This is a genomic window from Halomonas sp. E14, from assembly GCF_052568415.1.
The window spans coordinates 2,683,096-2,698,573 of the sequence record NZ_CP199423.1; the positions used below are offsets into that span (position 1 = coordinate 2,683,096).

At 65.9% G+C, this 15,478-nt stretch carries 16 protein-coding genes; 6 read left to right on the plus strand and 10 right to left on the minus strand.

What is annotated here, in order from left to right:
- Nucleotides 1-72: 72 nt before the first annotated feature.
- Together ACT7B3_RS12540 and ACT7B3_RS12545 are read right to left on the minus strand one after the other, a co-directional pair.
- The gene (locus ACT7B3_RS12540) at nucleotides 73-543 is read right to left on the minus strand and encodes a PaaI family thioesterase (RefSeq protein WP_445158160.1); all 471 of its coding nucleotides are present in this window, start codon (nucleotides 541-543) and stop codon (nucleotides 73-75) included.
- Nucleotides 536-1,054, minus strand: a complete 519-nt coding sequence (locus ACT7B3_RS12545) for a PaaI family thioesterase (protein WP_445158161.1) — start codon at nucleotides 1,052-1,054, stop codon at nucleotides 536-538. The genes ACT7B3_RS12540 and ACT7B3_RS12545 overlap by 8 nt, the downstream gene beginning before the upstream one ends.
- A 196-nt stretch (nucleotides 1,055-1,250) precedes the next feature.
- Here ACT7B3_RS12545 and ACT7B3_RS12550 point away from each other — a divergent pair, with 196 nt between their 5' ends.
- Nucleotides 1,251-3,203 carry a transglycosylase SLT domain-containing protein gene (locus ACT7B3_RS12550; protein WP_445158162.1) on the plus strand — a complete coding sequence of 651 codons (1,953 nt, stop codon included), beginning with the start codon at nucleotides 1,251-1,253 and terminating at the stop codon, nucleotides 3,201-3,203.
- 28 nt (nucleotides 3,204-3,231) lie between these two features.
- Here the strand turns inward: ACT7B3_RS12550 and ACT7B3_RS12555 are convergent, their stop codons facing one another.
- The gene (locus ACT7B3_RS12555) at nucleotides 3,232-3,873 is read right to left on the minus strand and encodes a LysE family translocator (RefSeq protein WP_444677142.1); all 642 of its coding nucleotides are present in this window, start codon (nucleotides 3,871-3,873) and stop codon (nucleotides 3,232-3,234) included.
- A 344-nt stretch (nucleotides 3,874-4,217) separates the two neighbouring features.
- On the opposite strand from ACT7B3_RS12555, the gene ACT7B3_RS12560 reads away from it, so the two are divergent.
- Nucleotides 4,218-4,424, plus strand: coding sequence for a cold-shock protein (locus tag ACT7B3_RS12560; RefSeq protein WP_238977855.1), 207 nt, complete (start codon nucleotides 4,218-4,220; stop codon nucleotides 4,422-4,424).
- A 219-nt stretch (nucleotides 4,425-4,643) separates the two neighbouring features.
- Here ACT7B3_RS12560 and ACT7B3_RS12565 read toward each other — a convergent pair whose 3' ends face one another.
- The 3 genes from ACT7B3_RS12565 to ACT7B3_RS12575 form a co-directional block, all read right to left on the minus strand.
- Nucleotides 4,644-5,330, minus strand: coding sequence for a hypothetical protein (locus tag ACT7B3_RS12565; RefSeq protein WP_445158163.1), 687 nt, complete (start codon nucleotides 5,328-5,330; stop codon nucleotides 4,644-4,646).
- Between the two features lie 133 nt (nucleotides 5,331-5,463).
- Nucleotides 5,464-7,425: a M48 family metalloprotease gene (locus tag ACT7B3_RS12570; protein ID WP_445158164.1), complete on the minus strand. Its 1,962-nt coding sequence runs from the start codon at nucleotides 7,423-7,425 to the stop codon at nucleotides 5,464-5,466.
- 32 nt (nucleotides 7,426-7,457) lie between these two features.
- A complete protein-coding gene (locus tag ACT7B3_RS12575) occupies nucleotides 7,458-8,054 on the minus strand; it encodes a LemA family protein (RefSeq protein WP_444677139.1) in 597 nt (198 codons plus the stop codon).
- Between the two features lie 238 nt (nucleotides 8,055-8,292).
- Between ACT7B3_RS12575 and ACT7B3_RS12580 the strand changes: the two genes are divergently transcribed.
- From ACT7B3_RS12580 to ACT7B3_RS12595, 4 genes are read left to right on the plus strand one after another with little or no spacing between them, the layout of a single operon-like run.
- Nucleotides 8,293-9,786 (plus strand): DUF1538 domain-containing protein, encoded by a 1,494-nt coding sequence (locus ACT7B3_RS12580; RefSeq protein ID WP_445158165.1) that lies wholly within the window; start codon nucleotides 8,293-8,295, stop codon nucleotides 9,784-9,786.
- Nucleotides 9,783-10,133 carry a P-II family nitrogen regulator gene (locus tag ACT7B3_RS12585; protein ID WP_445158166.1) on the plus strand — a complete coding sequence of 117 codons (351 nt, stop codon included), beginning with the start codon at nucleotides 9,783-9,785 and terminating at the stop codon, nucleotides 10,131-10,133. Before ACT7B3_RS12580 ends, ACT7B3_RS12585 begins: the two co-directional genes overlap by 4 nt.
- Before the next feature lie 22 nt (nucleotides 10,134-10,155).
- Entirely contained in the window at nucleotides 10,156-10,542 is a 387-nt protein-coding gene (locus ACT7B3_RS12590; protein ID WP_444677135.1) for a CBS domain-containing protein, read from the plus strand.
- Between the two features lie 13 nt (nucleotides 10,543-10,555).
- A complete protein-coding gene (locus ACT7B3_RS12595; protein WP_445158167.1) occupies nucleotides 10,556-10,843 on the plus strand; it encodes a hypothetical protein in 288 nt (95 codons plus the stop codon).
- A gap of 140 nt (nucleotides 10,844-10,983) precedes the next feature.
- Here ACT7B3_RS12595 and pepN read toward each other — a convergent pair whose 3' ends face one another.
- The 4 genes from pepN to ACT7B3_RS12615 all read right to left on the minus strand — a co-directional run bounded on the left by pepN (nucleotide 10,984) and on the right by ACT7B3_RS12615 (nucleotide 15,445).
- Nucleotides 10,984-13,617 carry an aminopeptidase N gene (gene pepN, locus ACT7B3_RS12600; protein WP_445158168.1) on the minus strand — a complete coding sequence of 878 codons (2,634 nt, stop codon included), beginning with the start codon at nucleotides 13,615-13,617 and terminating at the stop codon, nucleotides 10,984-10,986.
- 95 nt (nucleotides 13,618-13,712) lie between these two features.
- On the minus strand, nucleotides 13,713-14,117 hold the full coding sequence (locus ACT7B3_RS12605) for a YbaN family protein (RefSeq protein WP_444677133.1): 405 nt from the start codon (nucleotides 14,115-14,117) through the stop codon (nucleotides 13,713-13,715).
- Nucleotides 14,118-14,260: 143 nt separating this feature from the next.
- Nucleotides 14,261-14,791, minus strand: a complete 531-nt coding sequence (locus ACT7B3_RS12610; RefSeq protein WP_444677132.1) for an Hsp20/alpha crystallin family protein — start codon at nucleotides 14,789-14,791, stop codon at nucleotides 14,261-14,263.
- A 168-nt stretch (nucleotides 14,792-14,959) separates the two neighbouring features.
- Nucleotides 14,960-15,445, minus strand: coding sequence for a YajQ family cyclic di-GMP-binding protein (locus ACT7B3_RS12615; RefSeq protein WP_444677131.1), 486 nt, complete (start codon nucleotides 15,443-15,445; stop codon nucleotides 14,960-14,962).
- Nucleotides 15,446-15,478: the final 33 nt, after the last annotated feature.

A 15,478-nucleotide genomic window follows, 5' to 3' on the forward strand; every position in this document is an offset into this window, starting at 1 on the left:
GAACCAGTGGCGGCGCACTCGGCACCGCCCAACGCAGAACTGTTCAGCGATATGGGGCTGCCTGCGCCATTTTCAAGCGCTCTGCCCTTCCGGCTCTCCCAGCGCAAAGTGCAGGCGCGCCGTCGCCACCGGTTCGGTTTCGGCGCCCTGCCAGGCCTCCACCTGCACGTTGGCCATGCGCCGGCCCTCGCGCAGAAGCCGGCAGCGGGCATAGGTATCGACCACTCTCGCCGTGCGCAGGTAGTCGATGGAGAAGTCGATGATGCGCGGCAGCCGCGGTTCGCGCGTTGCCAGCATCAGGTCCAGCGAACCGGCGGTTTCCATGAAGGCAGCGACGACTCCCCCATGCAGCGCCGGAAGCAGCACGTTGCCGATGTTGTGCGGCGCCGGCGCCAGGCGATACAGCACGCCCTCACCGTCCGGGTCGGGGATGGCGTCGATGCCGATATGGCGGGCATAGGGAAGCCGCGCCAACCAGGCGTTGACGTCGCCTTCGGCTCGCGTCTTGGCCAGCCAGGCCACGTCGTGGAAATCTTCAAGCATGATCGGCCTCACTGAACAGTGCCTCGGCAAAGCCCGGCGGCGTGCTGTGGGCGTCCAGGCGCACGAAGTTGCCGATGCCGCGCGCTATGGGGCGCTCGGGCTCCTGCCACACCGTGCCTTCGGTGAAGACGACGCTTTCGGTCACGCGCAGCACCCGCGCGCCGGCCAGCAGCGGCCGCCCCGCCAGCGCCGGCCGATAGTGGTCAATGCGCAGGTCCAGCGTGGGGCACACCTCGGGTGCCGGAAGGCCGCACAGGACCGCCGACCCGCACACCGTGTCCAGCAGCATGGTCAGCACCCCGCCATGCACTAGCCCCCGCGTGGTATCGCCCAGCAGCTCGTCACGCCACGGCAGCCGCATACGTACCTCCGGCGGCGCCACCGAAAGCACTTCCAGCCCAAGCTCGCGGGTGTGGGGAATGATCGTGACAAAGCGCGATAGCGCCTGGCGCCAGGCCTCGGGGGAATGCCCCTCACCGGCGTTGGGGCCAGTGCTTTTCTGGTGTGTCACAGGGAGCCTCCGCGGCATTCTAACAAGTGTTTGAATTGTGCGCTCAGACTAGCCTGCCGCCGTCGGCAAGACAAGGCGCCAAACTTTCTTATCTCCCCACGAAAGGCAGCGGAACCCCCTGCCCGCGACCCACTCAAATATGCTCCAATGAAATCCCATCCCTGAGAAACACCATCGCCTTCCGGAGGCCGTCATCATGCGTTACCGCCACCCGGTTCGCCGCACCGCCACCTGGCTCGCCGCCGCAGCACTCAGCCTGCCCGTCCTCGCCCAGGCTCAGCCCAGCGACAGCGCGCTGCGCGACGCGCTCGCAGCCGCCCGCAACCAGCAATGGGAGCGGGTTGACGAGCGCGCCATCGAGGGCCATGTGCTGGCCGGCTACGTGGAATATCACCGCCTGCGCAACCGCCTGCCCCAGGCCGAACCGGCCCAGGTGCTCGACTTCATCGAGCGCCACCGGGATGCGCCGCTGGCGGAGTGGATACGCGGCCAGGCGATCAGCCGCTACGGCGAGGCCGGTCGCTACGCCAGCGTGCTGGCCGTGGCCGACGGCGAGCCCAGCGGCGCCGAGCGCCAGTGCCACTACTATACGGCGCTGCTGGGCAGTGCCCCCCAGGCGGCCGCCGAAGCCGGGCGCAAGCTGTGGCGCGTGGGACAGTCGCAGCCTTCGGCCTGCAATACGCTCTTCGAGCGACTCAGGGCCAGCGGCGAGATCAGCGAATTCGACGTCTGGGAGCGCAAGATGCTGGCCTGGCAGCAGGGGGAAAGCAGCCTGTCGAGCTTCCTCGGCCGCCAACTGGGCAGCCGCTGGCAGGAAGCGCGTGACGCCAAGGCGCGCCTGCAGAGCAGCTATGCCGCGGTCACCCAGGTACCTACCTGCCTCGGCCCCGAGTGCCGTGGCAGCGGCCCGCTGTTCGCCGCCGCCATGCACGGCTTTACCCGCGCCGACACCGAGGCGGCCTTCGAGGCCTGGCGCAAGATCGCCCCGCACCTGCCGATCGAGGAGGCGTACCGTCACGCCATCGAGGAGGACCTGATCTTCTATTCGCTGGTACGCAATGTGGCCAACAACCGCGGCTGGGTCGATGACGCCCTGCCACGCATCGCCACGCCGCGCGTGCTGGAGCTACGCGTCCGCCACGCCCTGGCGGGACGCGACTGGGCCGACGCGCTGCGCTGGCTGGAAATGATGCCCGAGGAGAGCCTGAGCGAAAGCCGCTGGCAGTACTGGAAGGCCCGCGCCCACGAGCAGCTGGGCGACCAGCAGCGTGCCGATGTTGCCTACGCCCTGGCCGCTCAGGGCCGCAACTTCTTCGGCTTCGCCGCCGCCGACCGCATTGGTCGCTCCTACTCGCTGAACCTGGAGCGCAGCGGCTTCGACGAACACTACCGCGAAGAAGTCGCCCGCTGGCCGGCGGTGCTGCGCACCGAAGCCCTGATGCGCATCGGCGAGGAGGGGCTGGCCAACAGCGAATGGCTGAACGCCGTGGCCACCGCCACCCCGCGCGAAGCTAGGGCACTGGCCGATTACGCCCAGCGCCGCGGCTGGCATGCACGTCTGGTGCAGACCACCATTACCGCAGGCATGTGGGACGCACTCGACTGGCGCTTCCCCGAAGCCTATCGCGAGCACTTCCTGTATTGGGGCAACCATACCGGCGTCGACCCCTTCCTGCTGATGGGCATCGCCCGCCGCGAAAGCGCCTACAACCCGGTGGCACTGTCGCCGGCCGGCGCCCGCGGGCTGATGCAGATCATGCCCGGCACCGCTACCCAGCTCAGCCGCCAGCTGGGCGTCAGCGACCCGGGACCCTACGGCATCCTCGACCCCGAGCTCAATATCCGCTTCGGCAGCGTCTACATTCGCGACATGATCGCCCGCTACCGTGGCAATCGCCTGGCCGCGGCGGCCGCCTACAACGCCGGCCCCGGACGGGTCGACCGCTGGCTGCGCGAGGCCCCTGAGGAGTTCGATCTGTTCGTCGAAACCATCCCCTTCCGCGAAACGCGTGACTACGTGCAGGCCGTGCTCTCCTACCGCGTCATCTTCGAGAGCCTCGCCAACGGCGGCAGCTCCGAAGGCGTGTCGATGCTGAGCCCGGCCGAAACCACGGTGCGCTACGATGGCTCGCTGCTGGCGCGCAACTGAGGCGAGACAGGCCGGCCAACCGGTGCGGCTAAGGCTGGCGCTCGAAGGCCAGCTTGAGCCCAAAGGCGACCAGCACGGCGCCGGTCGCGCCGTTGAGGGTAGTCGTGAAGCGTCGGCTGCCGAGCAGGCGGCCGGCGCTGCCCACGGTCATGACGATGGCGATCTGCCACAGGTTGGCGATTATGAAGTGCACCCCCGCCAGCCACAGCGACTTGAGTAGCGCCGGGTCGGTGGGCGCGATGAACTGCGGCAGGAAGGCCATGTAGAACACCACCGTCTTGGGGTTGAGCACGTTGGAGAGCAGCCCTTCGCGGATCGGGCGCCAGACGGGCAGCGCCTCGCGCCTGGCCGCCATGGCCGCCACCGGCAGCCCTTGGCCTCGTCGGGCCGCCAGCAGGCTGGTCATGCCCAGCCACACCAGGTAGCCGGCCCCGATCAGCTTCAGCAGTTGGAAGGCCCAGGCCGACTGCATCAGGATCAGCGAGATACCCAGCGCCGAGACAGTGGCATGCACGAACAGCCCGCAGCAGATCGCCACGCTGGTGAGCACCCCGTCGCGCACCCCGCCTCTCGCCGTGTTGCGGATCACCAGCAGCGTATCCACACCCGGGCTCATCGAAAGCAGCGTGATGGCGATCACGAAGGGCCAGAACTGAGCATCGAAAAACATCGGAAACTCCCGGCTGCGGGGCTAGTGAGGCGAGCGGCAATTCTATGCGAGAGGGCGCCTGCAGAACATTGCATCGCCCCTTGGGCCAGCCCAAGATTGCTGGACGCTCCGATTTTTTCTATCTACAGTGGAACAGCGGGCGACATGGCAGGCAAGGTCGATCAAACAACACCGGGCCAACCTGTCGCAACGACCGCTGCGTAGGACAGCAAGGTGAAAGTCGCCTGTTGGATTTCGAGCCATCGATACACCCGAAGCGCATTTACCTTGACTCGCCCACGCACTTCGGGCCCGGCACGGCCGAGTGCCCAGCATGATCAATCAGTAAGCAAGGAAATTCGACAATGGCAACCGGCACTGTCAAGTGGTTCAACGATACCAAGGGTTACGGCTTCATCTCCCCGGACGACGGCGGAGACGATCTGTTCGCGCACTTCTCCGAGATTCAGGCTGACGGCTTCAAGACCCTGCAGGACGGCCAGAAAGTCACTTTCGAGGTCACCCAGGGCAAGAAAGGCCTTCAGGCCTCCAACATCCGGGTTGCCAACTAAGGCCTCGGCCTGGCGCACCCCTCGGCGGGCCTGCCAGCAGGCCCGCCGAACGAAAGGCCCACCGTCAGGTGGGCCTTATTGTTTGGCAAGTCCTTAAATCAGCCTCTTGTACCGGCCCCATGTAACCGAGAACGAAGAGGCCGCGAACCAAGCAACCGAGAGCCAAGCACGATGAGCAACGGCGCTAGCTGAGCCGAGCCGAGCGCAAGCGCCCCGCGCTCACTGCGTCTCGAACGATGGCGGCGCGCTGCGGGGCTCACGGCGTTCGGCTTCCTCGAACTGCTCGTCAAGCTGCCGCTGCGCCTCTTCGAAGCGCCGCTCCGTCTCCTCCAGCAGGGCATCGATATCGGACTGGGTCACCTCACCGCGACGCTCAGCCTCTTCGTCGATGGCAGAAGTCGTGCCCGGGTCGCCGATCTGCATGGGCTCGAGCGTGGAACGAAAATCGGTCGATTCCTCCATCGGTTCCAGCGCCGTTCCCTCCTGCTCGACCTCCTCGTACTGCTCGTCGATCTCGCGCTGCGCCTGTTCGAAGCGCCGCTCCGTCTCCTCGAGGACTGCGTCGATATCCGAGCGGGTAGGTTCGCCGGGCAAGGCCCCGCCGTTGTCCAGCGTGGCCTCGGGCGAGCCGCCCAGCGTACCCGCGTCGTCCCCCGCGCCAACCTCGTCCGGCTGCGCCGGGTCACCGCCGGCCTGCGTTCCCTCCGCCGGCGGCATGGCGTCCTCATCCGCCGGCGGCGGCGTTTCAGGCTCGCTGGGCTCGGTCTCGACCTGAGGCGCGTCCGCGGGCGCCTCGTTCTGCTCCGCAGGGGCGGTCTCGGCCGGCTCCTCGGCGTCGCCACAGCCGGCCAGGCCCAGTGATAGGGTCAGCGCGACCGCTGCCGGAATCCAGGGGGTTTTCGCCATGCCTTTCTCCCTATTCATCGGTGGTGTCTCAAGGGGTGGCTGCAAAACGTGGCCGCAAAACATTGCCCCAGTAGGCACTTATTGCAGCAAACCCGCGCCTGCGCTGCAAGGGGGCGCTGCCTAGCCCTTCTTGTTACCTCGCTGCAGCCCACCCTGCAGCAGGCCTCAGCCCGGCAGCGGTCAGCGGCAGCGGGCAACCCAGCGACCAGGCCACCGCGCGCAGCAGCTCCGCCTCTGCCGCGGTCACACGTCCGTCGTGGGTGACGCAGCGCCCCATGGCCTCGATCAATAGGGCCCGCTGTTCCACGGCCAGCCGCTGACAGCCCGCCAGGGCGCGGTCAAGTTCTGCCGGCGTGGCAGGCTGCTCCAGCATTGCCGGCGCCGTGGGCAACACGGCCACCGCCTCACCATAGGCGGCCAGGGCCTGCTCGCGAGAGGTGTCGCCCGCGCCGGCCAGGCTCGACAGCAGGCAGGCCACGGCAGCCTCCTGATCGGCCAGCCGGTCGCCGCGCACACGGGCGCCACGCTGCCCTTCGATACCCGCCATGACCAGGCGATGCAACGACCACTGCAGCGCCCCGGGTTGGCGCTCCTGCGCCATCAGCGAAGCGAGGCAGGCACGGAAGCGGGCGTACTGGGTGGTGCTGAGCTGGCGCAGCACCGGCAGCGCCAGCTCGATCAGCGGCAGCCGCTGCCCCGCATCGAGCGTCTCCAGCGCCGCGCCCAGACGATCCAGCTCGGCTAACACCTCGGGCAGCGCCTGGTCGAGCAGGGCCTGACGCTGGCGCTCGCGGCTGGCCGGGTCGACGCCCATGAGGATGCCGTAGACCAGCGCCCGGGCGGCATAAGGGTCGTGGGCCGCTGCCAGCAGTCGGGCATCGAGCGCCGCCAGCACCTGCCGCGCCTGGCCGATGTCCTCCTCGCCGAGCCGGCCTATTTGTTCGCGCAGCCGTTCGGGCAGCGGCTCAGCGTTGGTAGCAGCGGGAACGGTGGCGCCACGGGGCGGTGCCAGCCCTGCGGCCCTGCTGTCCCGGGTGGCAGGCCCCGCAGGCGCCTCGTCACCCGGGGTGCGCTGGGGCGGCGGCAGCGTGCCGTCCCACTCTGGCTCGATGCGCCGAATGCGCATCGCCAGCGGCGGATGCGTAGCCGTCAAACCGCGCAGCCCCCTCACGCCGCGGCCGAAGTAGAAGTGGCTGAACTCCGAGGCCCGGGCGGCACGCAGCTCCGAGCCGCCCGCGTGCGCTGCCAGCTGCTTCAGCGCCCCGGCAATACCGGCCGGATTACGGGTGTACTGGACGGCGCTGGCATCGGCCAGGAACTCGCGCTGGCGACTCACGGCGGCCTTGATCCAGTTGCCGCACAGCGTACCGATGAACCCTATGGCCATGAGCGCAAGGCCAGCCCCCAGCAGGACAACATGGCCGTTGCCCTGACGGTTGCCGGCACGCACGCGCCGGCTGCCCGAGGCCCCGTGCAGCAGCAATCGGCCGGCTAGCCCGATCAGCAGGATGCCATGCAGCAGCGCCACGAGCCGCATATTGAGACGCATGTCGCCATGCAGGATGTGGCTGAACTCATGGGCAATGACGCCCTGCAGCTGGTCTCGGTCGAGCTGCTGCAGCGCCCCGCGGGTAACCCCGATGGCGGCGTCGTGGGCGGCGTGGCCGGCAGCGAAGGCGTTAATGGCCGGTTCATCCAGCACGTACACGGCCGGCACGGGCATACCGGAGGCGAGCGCCATCTCCTCGACCACGTTGAGCAGCCGCTGCTCGTCGGCATTCTGGCTGGTTGCATTGACCAGGCGACCGCCCAGCGCTTCGGCCACGGCACCGCCGCCGGCGCGCAGCTGGCGGTGGCGCACCAGGCTGCCAAGCCCCACCACCATGACAACGGCGACCGTCACGCTTGCCAGCAGCAGCGGGTCGAAGAGCGGGCTCGCTACGGTGCCGGGCGGTGCACTTTCATTGAACAGCGCCAACGCCAAGGTGATGACAAGCGTTGCCGCCGCCACCATGCCCACGATCGCAATGACGAGCAGGACGATGAGGCGGAGCGTCAGGCGGCGCGCCTGCGCCTGAGCACCAAAGAAATCCATGGCGTCTCCTTGCAAGCGTTCGCGCCGGCGACTCAGAACCTGACGCTCGGCGCCGCCTGGATGGCGGCACTATCCTGGAACTCCAGCAGCGCCGCGTCTTCGCGGTGGCCCAGCGGCCCGGCCAGCAGCACCGGCGGGAAGCTCTGCCGGTAGGAGTTGTAGTGCATCACAGCATCGTTGTAGGCCTGGCGGGAGAAGGCCACGCGATTCTCGGTGCTGGTCAGCGTTTCGCTGAGCTGGCGCATGTTCTCCGACGCCTTGAGATCGGGGTAGGCTTCCATGGTCACGTTGAGCCGCCCCAGGGCCGCCCCCAGCACCCCTTCCGCCCCGGCCAGCTCGGCCATCACGCCAGGCTCGCCCGGGTGTGCGGCTGCAGCCTTGAGGCCGGCCAGGGCGGCGTTGCGCGCCTCGGTGACCGCCTGCAGCGTCTCGCGCTCGTGGGCCATGTAGGCCTTGGCTGTTTCCACCAGATTGGGAATCAGATCGTAGCGCCGCTTGAGCTGCACCTCGATCTGGGCAAAGGCGTTCTGGTAGCGGTTCTTCAACGCCACCAGGCGGTTGTAAACGCTGACCCCGTAAAGCACGATCAGGCCTATAGCCACCAGCACGATGATGAGGGTGACATTCATCTCTCTGTTCTCCTTACCGGTGCACGACGAAGCTTGATTTCTATCAAACCGCACGTATTAGCGTCTGCTCAAGGTTAAAGGCCGGTGATATAGTGAGCGCGCCGTTGCCGCCCGCGCGGCAGTGACGAGTACGGCAACCACAAACCGCCGAAAGTTGACAGGCTAGCCTGTTCGCGCCCCCCGCGACAGTCCGGTACTGGCCATCGCCTCAACGCAACAGGGCTCCAGGGAGTCGGTATTGGCACAGCAATTCAAGGATTTCTATCACGCACTAATCCATGCGCTGCGCAACCTGCTGCCTATCATCGTGGTCGTGGCAGCGTTCCAGGCTTTATTGCTGCGGGAGTGGCCCGAAGGGGGCCTGAGCATGGCGGCAGGGCTGCTGATCGTGGCGGTGGGCGTGGCGATGTTCCTGCAGGGGCTCGAACTGAGCATCTTTCCGGTCGGCAAGCGGCTGGCCAACCAGTTCGCCCGGCGCGGCTCCATGCCGCTGCTGATGCTGTTCGGGTTCGCCATCGGCTTTTCCGCCGTGGTCGCCGAACCCGCCCTGATCGCCGTGGCCGAGCAGGCGGCGCTAATCAGCGAAGGACGCATCGACGCTCTCACCCTGCGCCTGATCGTGGCGACCTCCGTGGGGCTGGTGATGGCACTCGGAGTGTTTCGCATCATCCTTGGCCACCCGTTGCACTGGTACATGATCGTGGGGTACGTGCTGGTGGTGGTGGTGACCTTCTTCGCGCCCGAGGAGATCGTCGGGCTGGCCTACGACTCCGGCGGCGTGACCACCAACATCGTTACCGTGCCGCTGATAGCGGCGCTGGGCATCGGGCTGGCCGCCTCCATCCGCGGGCGCAACCCGCTGATCGACGGCTTCGGCCTGGTGGCGCTGGCGGTCATGGTGCCAATGATTAGCGTGCAGCTCTACGGCATCCTGGTCTACGCCGACCCTGACGTGGCCAACGCCGCCGCCCTGGCTCTGGTCGAGGACGACGCTCAGGCGCCCTCGGGGCTGCTGGTGCTGATCCTCGACCTGTTCGGCATGCTGCGCGACGTGCTGCCGATCATTCTGGTGATCCTGTTCTTCCAGCTGGTGGTGCTGCGGCGCCCGCTGGCCAGCCCGGTCAAGGTCGGCGCCGGCTTCGTGCTGGTGATCGTCGGGCTGTATGCCTTCGTGGTGGGCCTCAAGCTAGGCCTGTTTCCCATCGGCCAGAGCATGGCGGAACAGCTGGTCACCTTCGACAGCTGGCTATGGGTCTATCTCTTCGCCTTCTGCATCGGCTTCGCCACCACCATGGCCGAGCCCGCCCTGATCGCCGTGGGCCAGCAGGCCGAGGAAGCGGCAGCGGGCAAGATCCAGGGCAACGTGATCCGCATCCTGGTCGCGCTCGGGGTGGCCATCGGCATCACCATCGGCGTGCACCGGATCATCACCGGCGACTCCATTCACTACTACATCATTGGCGGCTACGTGCTGGTGATCCTGCTGACCGCCCTGGCACCGCGCTATATCGTGGCCCTGGCCTTCGACCTGGGCGGCGTGACCACCTCAGAGGTCACGGTGCCGCTGGTGACCGCCCTGGGCATCGGCCTGGCCAGCCAGATCGAAGGACGCAGCGTGCTGATCGACGGCTTCGGGCTGATCGCCTTCGCCTCGATCTTCCCTATCGTGACCGTAATGGTCTATGCCATTCTCATGGAAAGAGTGGCGCAGCGTGGAGGCAAGACGACATGAAGTTTTCGCTGTTGGTTGCCATCGTGCCCGAAGAGCTGGAGCAGGAGTGCATCGACGCCTCGACCGAAGCAGGCGCCGTCGGCATGACGCTGATGTCCGGCCGCGGCATCGGCGGCGAGCGCAAGAAGACCTTTTTCGGCCTGACCTTCGAGGGCAGCCAGAGCATCATGCTCATCACCCTGGAGAAGGGGCTCTCGCTCAAGGTGCTCAAGGCCATCCGTCATGTGCTCAATCCGACCGGAGAGGGCTCCAAGGGGCTGGTCATGACGCTGCCGATCGAGCACCTGGGGGGCATCGACATGGCCCAGGTGAAACGCTTCGAGGAACGCCTCAGGCATGAGGCCTGACCGATAGACGGAGAGAACCGCAATGCTGGTCAAAGACATCATGGTGCGTGACGTGGTCACGGTCTCACCCTTCGCCACCCTGCGCGATGCCCTGGGGCTGATGAAGCGCCATAACCTCAAGAACCTGGTGGTGGAACAGCAGGACCCCCACGACGCCTGGGGCCTGATCACCTACACCAACATTCTCAAAACCATCGTGGCTGAAAACGGCGATATCGACCTGATCAACGTCTACGACGTCTGTGCCAAGCCTGCCATCGGCGTCGGCGAGTCGCTGGATGTGCGCCACGTGGCCAGGCTGATGACCGACAGCATCGTCAAGCGCGTGCTGGTGCTCGAGGACAACCGGCTGCTGGGGCTGGTCACCATGGATGACATCGTCGGCACCGTGCTCGACCTGATCGAGTAGGCCACCGTTTACCATGCAGGAATTCTTCGGCTGGCTGGGCGAGACCCTGGGCGACCTCATCCGCTTCGTGGTGGATCTGCTGATCCTGTTCTTCCACAATCTGGGCGGCGCTTCGCGGGGTTTCCTGCAGGGGCTTTCCACGTCGCTGGGCATCCCCCCGACGCTGATGAGCCTGGCCACCCTGTTGGTCGGCCTGTGGCTACTCTACCTGGCGCTGCGCGCCCTGATGAGACGGCGGCTGGTAGCCACGCTGATCTGGGCGATTCTTGGCGTCACCGTACTGAGCTGGCTTATCCAGTGACGCCTTCGCAGCACAACGCGCACGTGGCGGCCTGAACCCCCAGCCTGGGGCCAAGCCCCTGGCTGCCCCCTCTTTGCCTTCCTCCGCCGCCCTGAAAAACGACAGGGTATCACCTAGCAAGGCGATACCCTGCCACAGGCTCAGGCCAGCGCCTTCTCAATCACCTCGTAGAGGTTGGGCGATAGCTTCTCGCCACGAATGCGCTCGAGCTCGCCTTTCATCAGCGCCTGACGCGCCTCATCGAAACGCTGCCAGCGCGTCAGAGGCGTGACCAGGCGGGCGGCGATCTCGGGGTTGAGGCGGTTCAGCTCGATCACCACATCGGCCAGCAGCCGGTAACCCTCGCCATCGGCACGGTGGAAGTTGATGCGATTCTGGTTGGCGAACGTTCCCACCAGGGCACGCACCTTGTTGGGGTTCTTCAGCGAGAAGGCGGGGTGGGTCATCAGGTACTTCACCCGCTCCAGCGCATCCGGCTGCGGCCGGGTCACCTGCACGGCGAACCACTGGTCCATCACCAGCGGGTCGTGGGCCCACTTCTCGCCAAAGGTGCGCAGCGCCGGGTCCGCCAGGTCGCTGCGGCTGCTGTGGGTCAGCAGCGTCAGCGCCTGTCGCACGTCGGTCATGTTGTGATCGGCCTCGAACTGGCGACGGGCAAGCTCGATGCCCTCCTCGTCCTCGATCGCCATCAGGTAGCCAAGCGCGACGTTCTTGAGGCTGCGCTCACCGATCTGCTCGGGCTCCGGCGCGTAGGGGGTGTCGCGGTGATTGTCCTGGTAGAGATGCAGGAAGTCGTCGCGCAGGGCAGCGGCCAGCGACTGCTCAACAAACCGGCGCGCAGCATGTATGGCTTCGACGTCTACCCGCGGCTGCTGTTCGGCAACATAGGCTTCGCTTGGCAGCGTCAGCATCTCGGCCAGCACGGCCTTGTCGTCGCCACCATGCGCCATCAGAGCGCGGAAGGCCTCGACCACGCGCGGGTCCATGACCTTCTCCACGCCATTACGATGCGCGGCGATCAGGTCGTCCAACGCCAGCATCGCCAGCCGCTGGCCCGCATCCCAGCGGTTGAAACCGTCGGAATCGTTGGCCAGCAGGAAGGCCAGTTCCTCACGACTGTAGGGGAAGCGCAGCTGAACCGGCGCCGAGAAACCGCGCAGCAGGGAGGGCACTGGCGATTCGGCAACCTCGGTGAAGACGAAGGTCTGCTCCTCTTCGCGCAGGTGGATGACGCCGTCGCTGCCGAGGGACTCCCCATCGAGCGTCAGCGGCAGGTCACGCCCGGTCTTGGAGCCCACCAGGCCCATGCGCACCGGGATATGCAGCGGCGCCTTCTCCGGTTGGCCGGGCGTAGCCGGTGTGCGCTGGCGCAGCGTTAGGCGATATTCGGCGTTGGCGTAGTCGTACTCGCCGTGGGCGTCGATCTCTGGCGTACCAGCCTGAGCGTACCAGCGCATGAACTGCGAGAGGTCCTGTCCCGACGCCTCGGCCATGCAGTCGACGAAGTCCTCGATGGTCACGGCCTGGCCGTCGAAGCGTTCGAAATAGAGGTCGCTGCCGCGCCGGAAGGCCTCCCAGCCCACCAGGTTGCTGAGCATGCGCACCACCTCGGCCCCCTTCTCGTAGATGGTCAGGGTATAGAAGTTGCCGATCTCGATGTAGTGGTCGGGGCGCACCGGGTGGGCAGTCGGTCCGGCATCCTCGGCGAACTGGGCGGTGCGGAAGAAAGAGACGTCCTCGATACGCTTGACCGGTGCCGAGTTGACGTCAGCGGAGAAGCACTGATCGCGAAAGACCGTGAAACCTTCCTTCAGCGAGAGCTGGAACCAGTCGCGGCAGGTCACGCGATTGCCCGACCAGTTGTGGAAATACTCGTGGGCGACGATCCCCTCGACTCTCTGGAAGGCGGCATCGGTAGCGGTATGGGGGTGGGTCAGCACCGCTGCAGAATTGAAGATATTGAGCCCCTTGTTCTCCATGGCGCCCATGTTGAAATCGTTGACCGCCACGATCATGAACAGGTCGAGGTCGTACTCGCGGCCGTAGGCCTCCTCATCCCAGGTCATGGCGCGCTTGAGCGAGGCCATGGCATGGTCGGTCTTGCCCAGGTTCTCCTCCTCGACCCAGATCTGCAGCGTGACCTCGCGCCCGCTGCGCGTGGTAAAGCGATCCTCCACCTTCTGCAGGTCGCCGGCCACCAGGGCAAACAGGTAGCTGGGTTTGGGGAAGGGATCGTGCCAGGTAACGAAGTGGCGCCCCCCGGGCAGCTCGCCCCGCTCTACCGGATTGCCGTTGGAGAGCAGGACCGGCAGGCTCGCCCGATCGCCGATCAGCGTGGTCGAGAAGGTGGCCATGACGTCGGGGCGATCGGGGTAGAAGGTGATGCGCCGGAACCCTTCTGCCTCGCACTGGGTGCAGTACATGCCGTTGGAGAGATAAAGCCCTTCGAGCGCCGTGTTCTCCTTGGGCGCGATCTCGACTTCGGTGTCCAGCCGAAAGCTGGCCGGGGGACGATGCACGGTGAGCCCGGTTTCGGTCAGCGCGTAGTCGCCTCCGCCCAGCGGCTGGCCGTCAAGGGCGATGTGCTTGAGGGTCAGCTGTTCGCCGTCGAGCACCAGTGCCTCCTGCGCCATACACTCGGGATGGCGCTCGATCTGCAGGCTTGCCTTGACTCGGGTCGCCGCTGGGTCCAGCTCGAAGCTCAGTTCGACGTGGGTGACACGGTAGGCGGGGGGGCGATAGTCGTGGAGATACGTGGGCTTAGGGTCAGACATCGTGAACGGCTCCTGTCCATGGTTGGGCACCATTGTAAGGCGCCCCGCTCCCCAAGCTCAAAGTGATGGCACAAGCGCTGGCCAACGCACCGCGTTCAGCGCCGCACGAGCCGGGCGGAGGCGGCCTCGATCCCGGCGGGTTCAGGCCGCGTGGCAATCCAGGCGCCAAGCAGGACCAGGCCGGTGATCAACAACAGCTTCAACCACACCAGGCTCAGGGTGATGCCAAGCACCAGCACCGAGAAGCCCAGCATGGCCACGGCGAGATACTTGGCGTGACGCGGGATCGCCCGCTCTCCCTCCCAGGCGACCACGGTGGGGCCGAAGCGCGGGTGCTCACGGATCCATAGGGCGAAGCGAGGCGAGCCCCGCGACGCGGCCCATACCGCCAGCAGCATGAAGCAGGTGGTCGGCATCAGTGGCACGAAGACCCCGATGACGCCCAGAGCGAAGCTGACCCAGGCCAAGACAATCAAGGCGGCGCGGCGAAGCGAAGACATGCGCTATCTCCAGCGGCAGCAAGGGAATGCCTTCATTTAAGGTCATGCTGGCAATACCAGCCAATCGGCTGTGGCTATGACGCCGTTTAGCAGGACAAACGAGCCCGCTCGGCGGGCTCGTCAACATCTACAGGGAGCGAAACTCAGCGGATGGGAATTTCGCGGCGGGTCGGTTTGGCATCGGCGCTGCGCGGCACGCGCACCGTCAGCACCCCCTGATTGAAAGACGCCAGGATCTCTTCCACCTGCGCATCCGCAGGAAGGTCCAGCACGCGCCGGAAGCTGCCGTAGGAACGTTCGATACGCTGGAAGCGATCCTCCTGGGAACTGGACTCCTGGCGCTTTTCGCCTTCGATGACCAGGCGGTGGTCATCGAGGGTCAGCTTGATATCCTTTTCGTCGACTCCCGGCACCTCGATGCTGATCACATACGCATCGTCGCGCTCGGCAATATCGAGCCTTGGCTTGAGCAGTGCCGGCATCTCGCCAAAACGGCTCTCAAGCGACGGCATGCCGAACTGACGCATGACGTTGTCCATCCAACGATCGAGTTCCTGGTGCATGCCCAGCAGCGGCGAAAGCTCGCCGTGCCGAGGCTCTACCGGCGCCGGAGCCGCTGAATCGTGGCTTTCGCTCTTGAACCAGTTCCAGGGGGAAAATTTCTGCAGATTCATACGCCACCTCCTGTTCGTTGCTCATTCGTGACGCATCGGGGCGTGCCTGAACGGCACTCGATTGCAAGAGCAGAATTGGCGGTGGCGGTAAAAATTTCAAGGCTTCCACTACGTTGATTTGAGATAGATCAAGAAATGGCCGCACGTGCTGCCGGCCATCGCCTCGCCTCAGTCGCGGAAGTTGTCGAACTGCAGGGCCAGCTCAGGGCCATCTTCCCCACGCAGCAACGCCATGACCTGCTGCAGGTCGTCACGCTTCTTGCCGGTCACCCGCACTTTCTCGCCCTGGATCTGTGCCTGGACCTTGAGCTTGCTGTCCTTGATGCGCTTGACGATATCCTTGGCTTCCTTCTGCTCAAGCCCCTGCTTGAGCACCACCTTCTGGCGGGCGCGCACGCCCGAGAGCTCAGGTTCTTGAACATCCATGCAGCGTGCGTCGATGCCGCGCGCGATAAGGCGGTTGCGCAGCACGTCGACCATCTGCTTGAGCTGGAAATCGACTTCGGCTTCGAGCTGCACCGTCTCCCCGTCGAGTTCGAAGCTGGCCGTCACGCCCTTGAAATCGAAGCGCGACTGAACCTCGCGGTTGGCCTGGTCGACGGCATTGCTGGCTTCATGTTTATCGAATTCGGAGACGATATCGAAAGAGGGCATGTGCTTGTCCTGGTGGCGATAGGGTGAGCAAAG

Bases quoted from the DNA above. Each gene is read 5' to 3' on its own strand.
- ACT7B3_RS12540 (WP_445158160.1), bottom strand. From the start codon at position 543: ATGCTTGAAGATTTCCACGACGTGGCCTGGCTGGCCAAGACGCGAGCC.
- ACT7B3_RS12550 (WP_445158162.1), top strand. From the start codon at position 1,251: ATGCGTTACCGCCACCCGGTTCGCCGCACCGCCACCTGGCTCGCCGCC.
- ACT7B3_RS12555 (WP_444677142.1), bottom strand. From the start codon at position 3,873: ATGTTTTTCGATGCTCAGTTCTGGCCCTTCGTGATCGCCATCACGCTG.
- ACT7B3_RS12560 (WP_238977855.1), top strand. From the start codon at position 4,218: ATGGCAACCGGCACTGTCAAGTGGTTCAACGATACCAAGGGTTACGGC.
- ACT7B3_RS12565 (WP_445158163.1), bottom strand. From the start codon at position 5,330: ATGGCGAAAACCCCCTGGATTCCGGCAGCGGTCGCGCTGACCCTATCA.
- ACT7B3_RS12570 (WP_445158164.1), bottom strand. From the start codon at position 7,425: ATGGATTTCTTTGGTGCTCAGGCGCAGGCGCGCCGCCTGACGCTCCGC.
- ACT7B3_RS12575 (WP_444677139.1), bottom strand. From the start codon at position 8,054: ATGAATGTCACCCTCATCATCGTGCTGGTGGCTATAGGCCTGATCGTG.
- ACT7B3_RS12585 (WP_445158166.1), top strand. From the start codon at position 9,783: ATGAAGTTTTCGCTGTTGGTTGCCATCGTGCCCGAAGAGCTGGAGCAG.
- ACT7B3_RS12590 (WP_444677135.1), top strand. From the start codon at position 10,156: ATGCTGGTCAAAGACATCATGGTGCGTGACGTGGTCACGGTCTCACCC.
- ACT7B3_RS12595 (WP_445158167.1), top strand. From the start codon at position 10,556: ATGCAGGAATTCTTCGGCTGGCTGGGCGAGACCCTGGGCGACCTCATC.
- pepN (WP_445158168.1), bottom strand. From the start codon at position 13,617: ATGTCTGACCCTAAGCCCACGTATCTCCACGACTATCGCCCCCCCGCC.
- ACT7B3_RS12605 (WP_444677133.1), bottom strand. From the start codon at position 14,117: ATGTCTTCGCTTCGCCGCGCCGCCTTGATTGTCTTGGCCTGGGTCAGC.
- ACT7B3_RS12610 (WP_444677132.1), bottom strand. From the start codon at position 14,791: ATGAATCTGCAGAAATTTTCCCCCTGGAACTGGTTCAAGAGCGAAAGC.
- ACT7B3_RS12615 (WP_444677131.1), bottom strand. From the start codon at position 15,445: ATGCCCTCTTTCGATATCGTCTCCGAATTCGATAAACATGAAGCCAGC.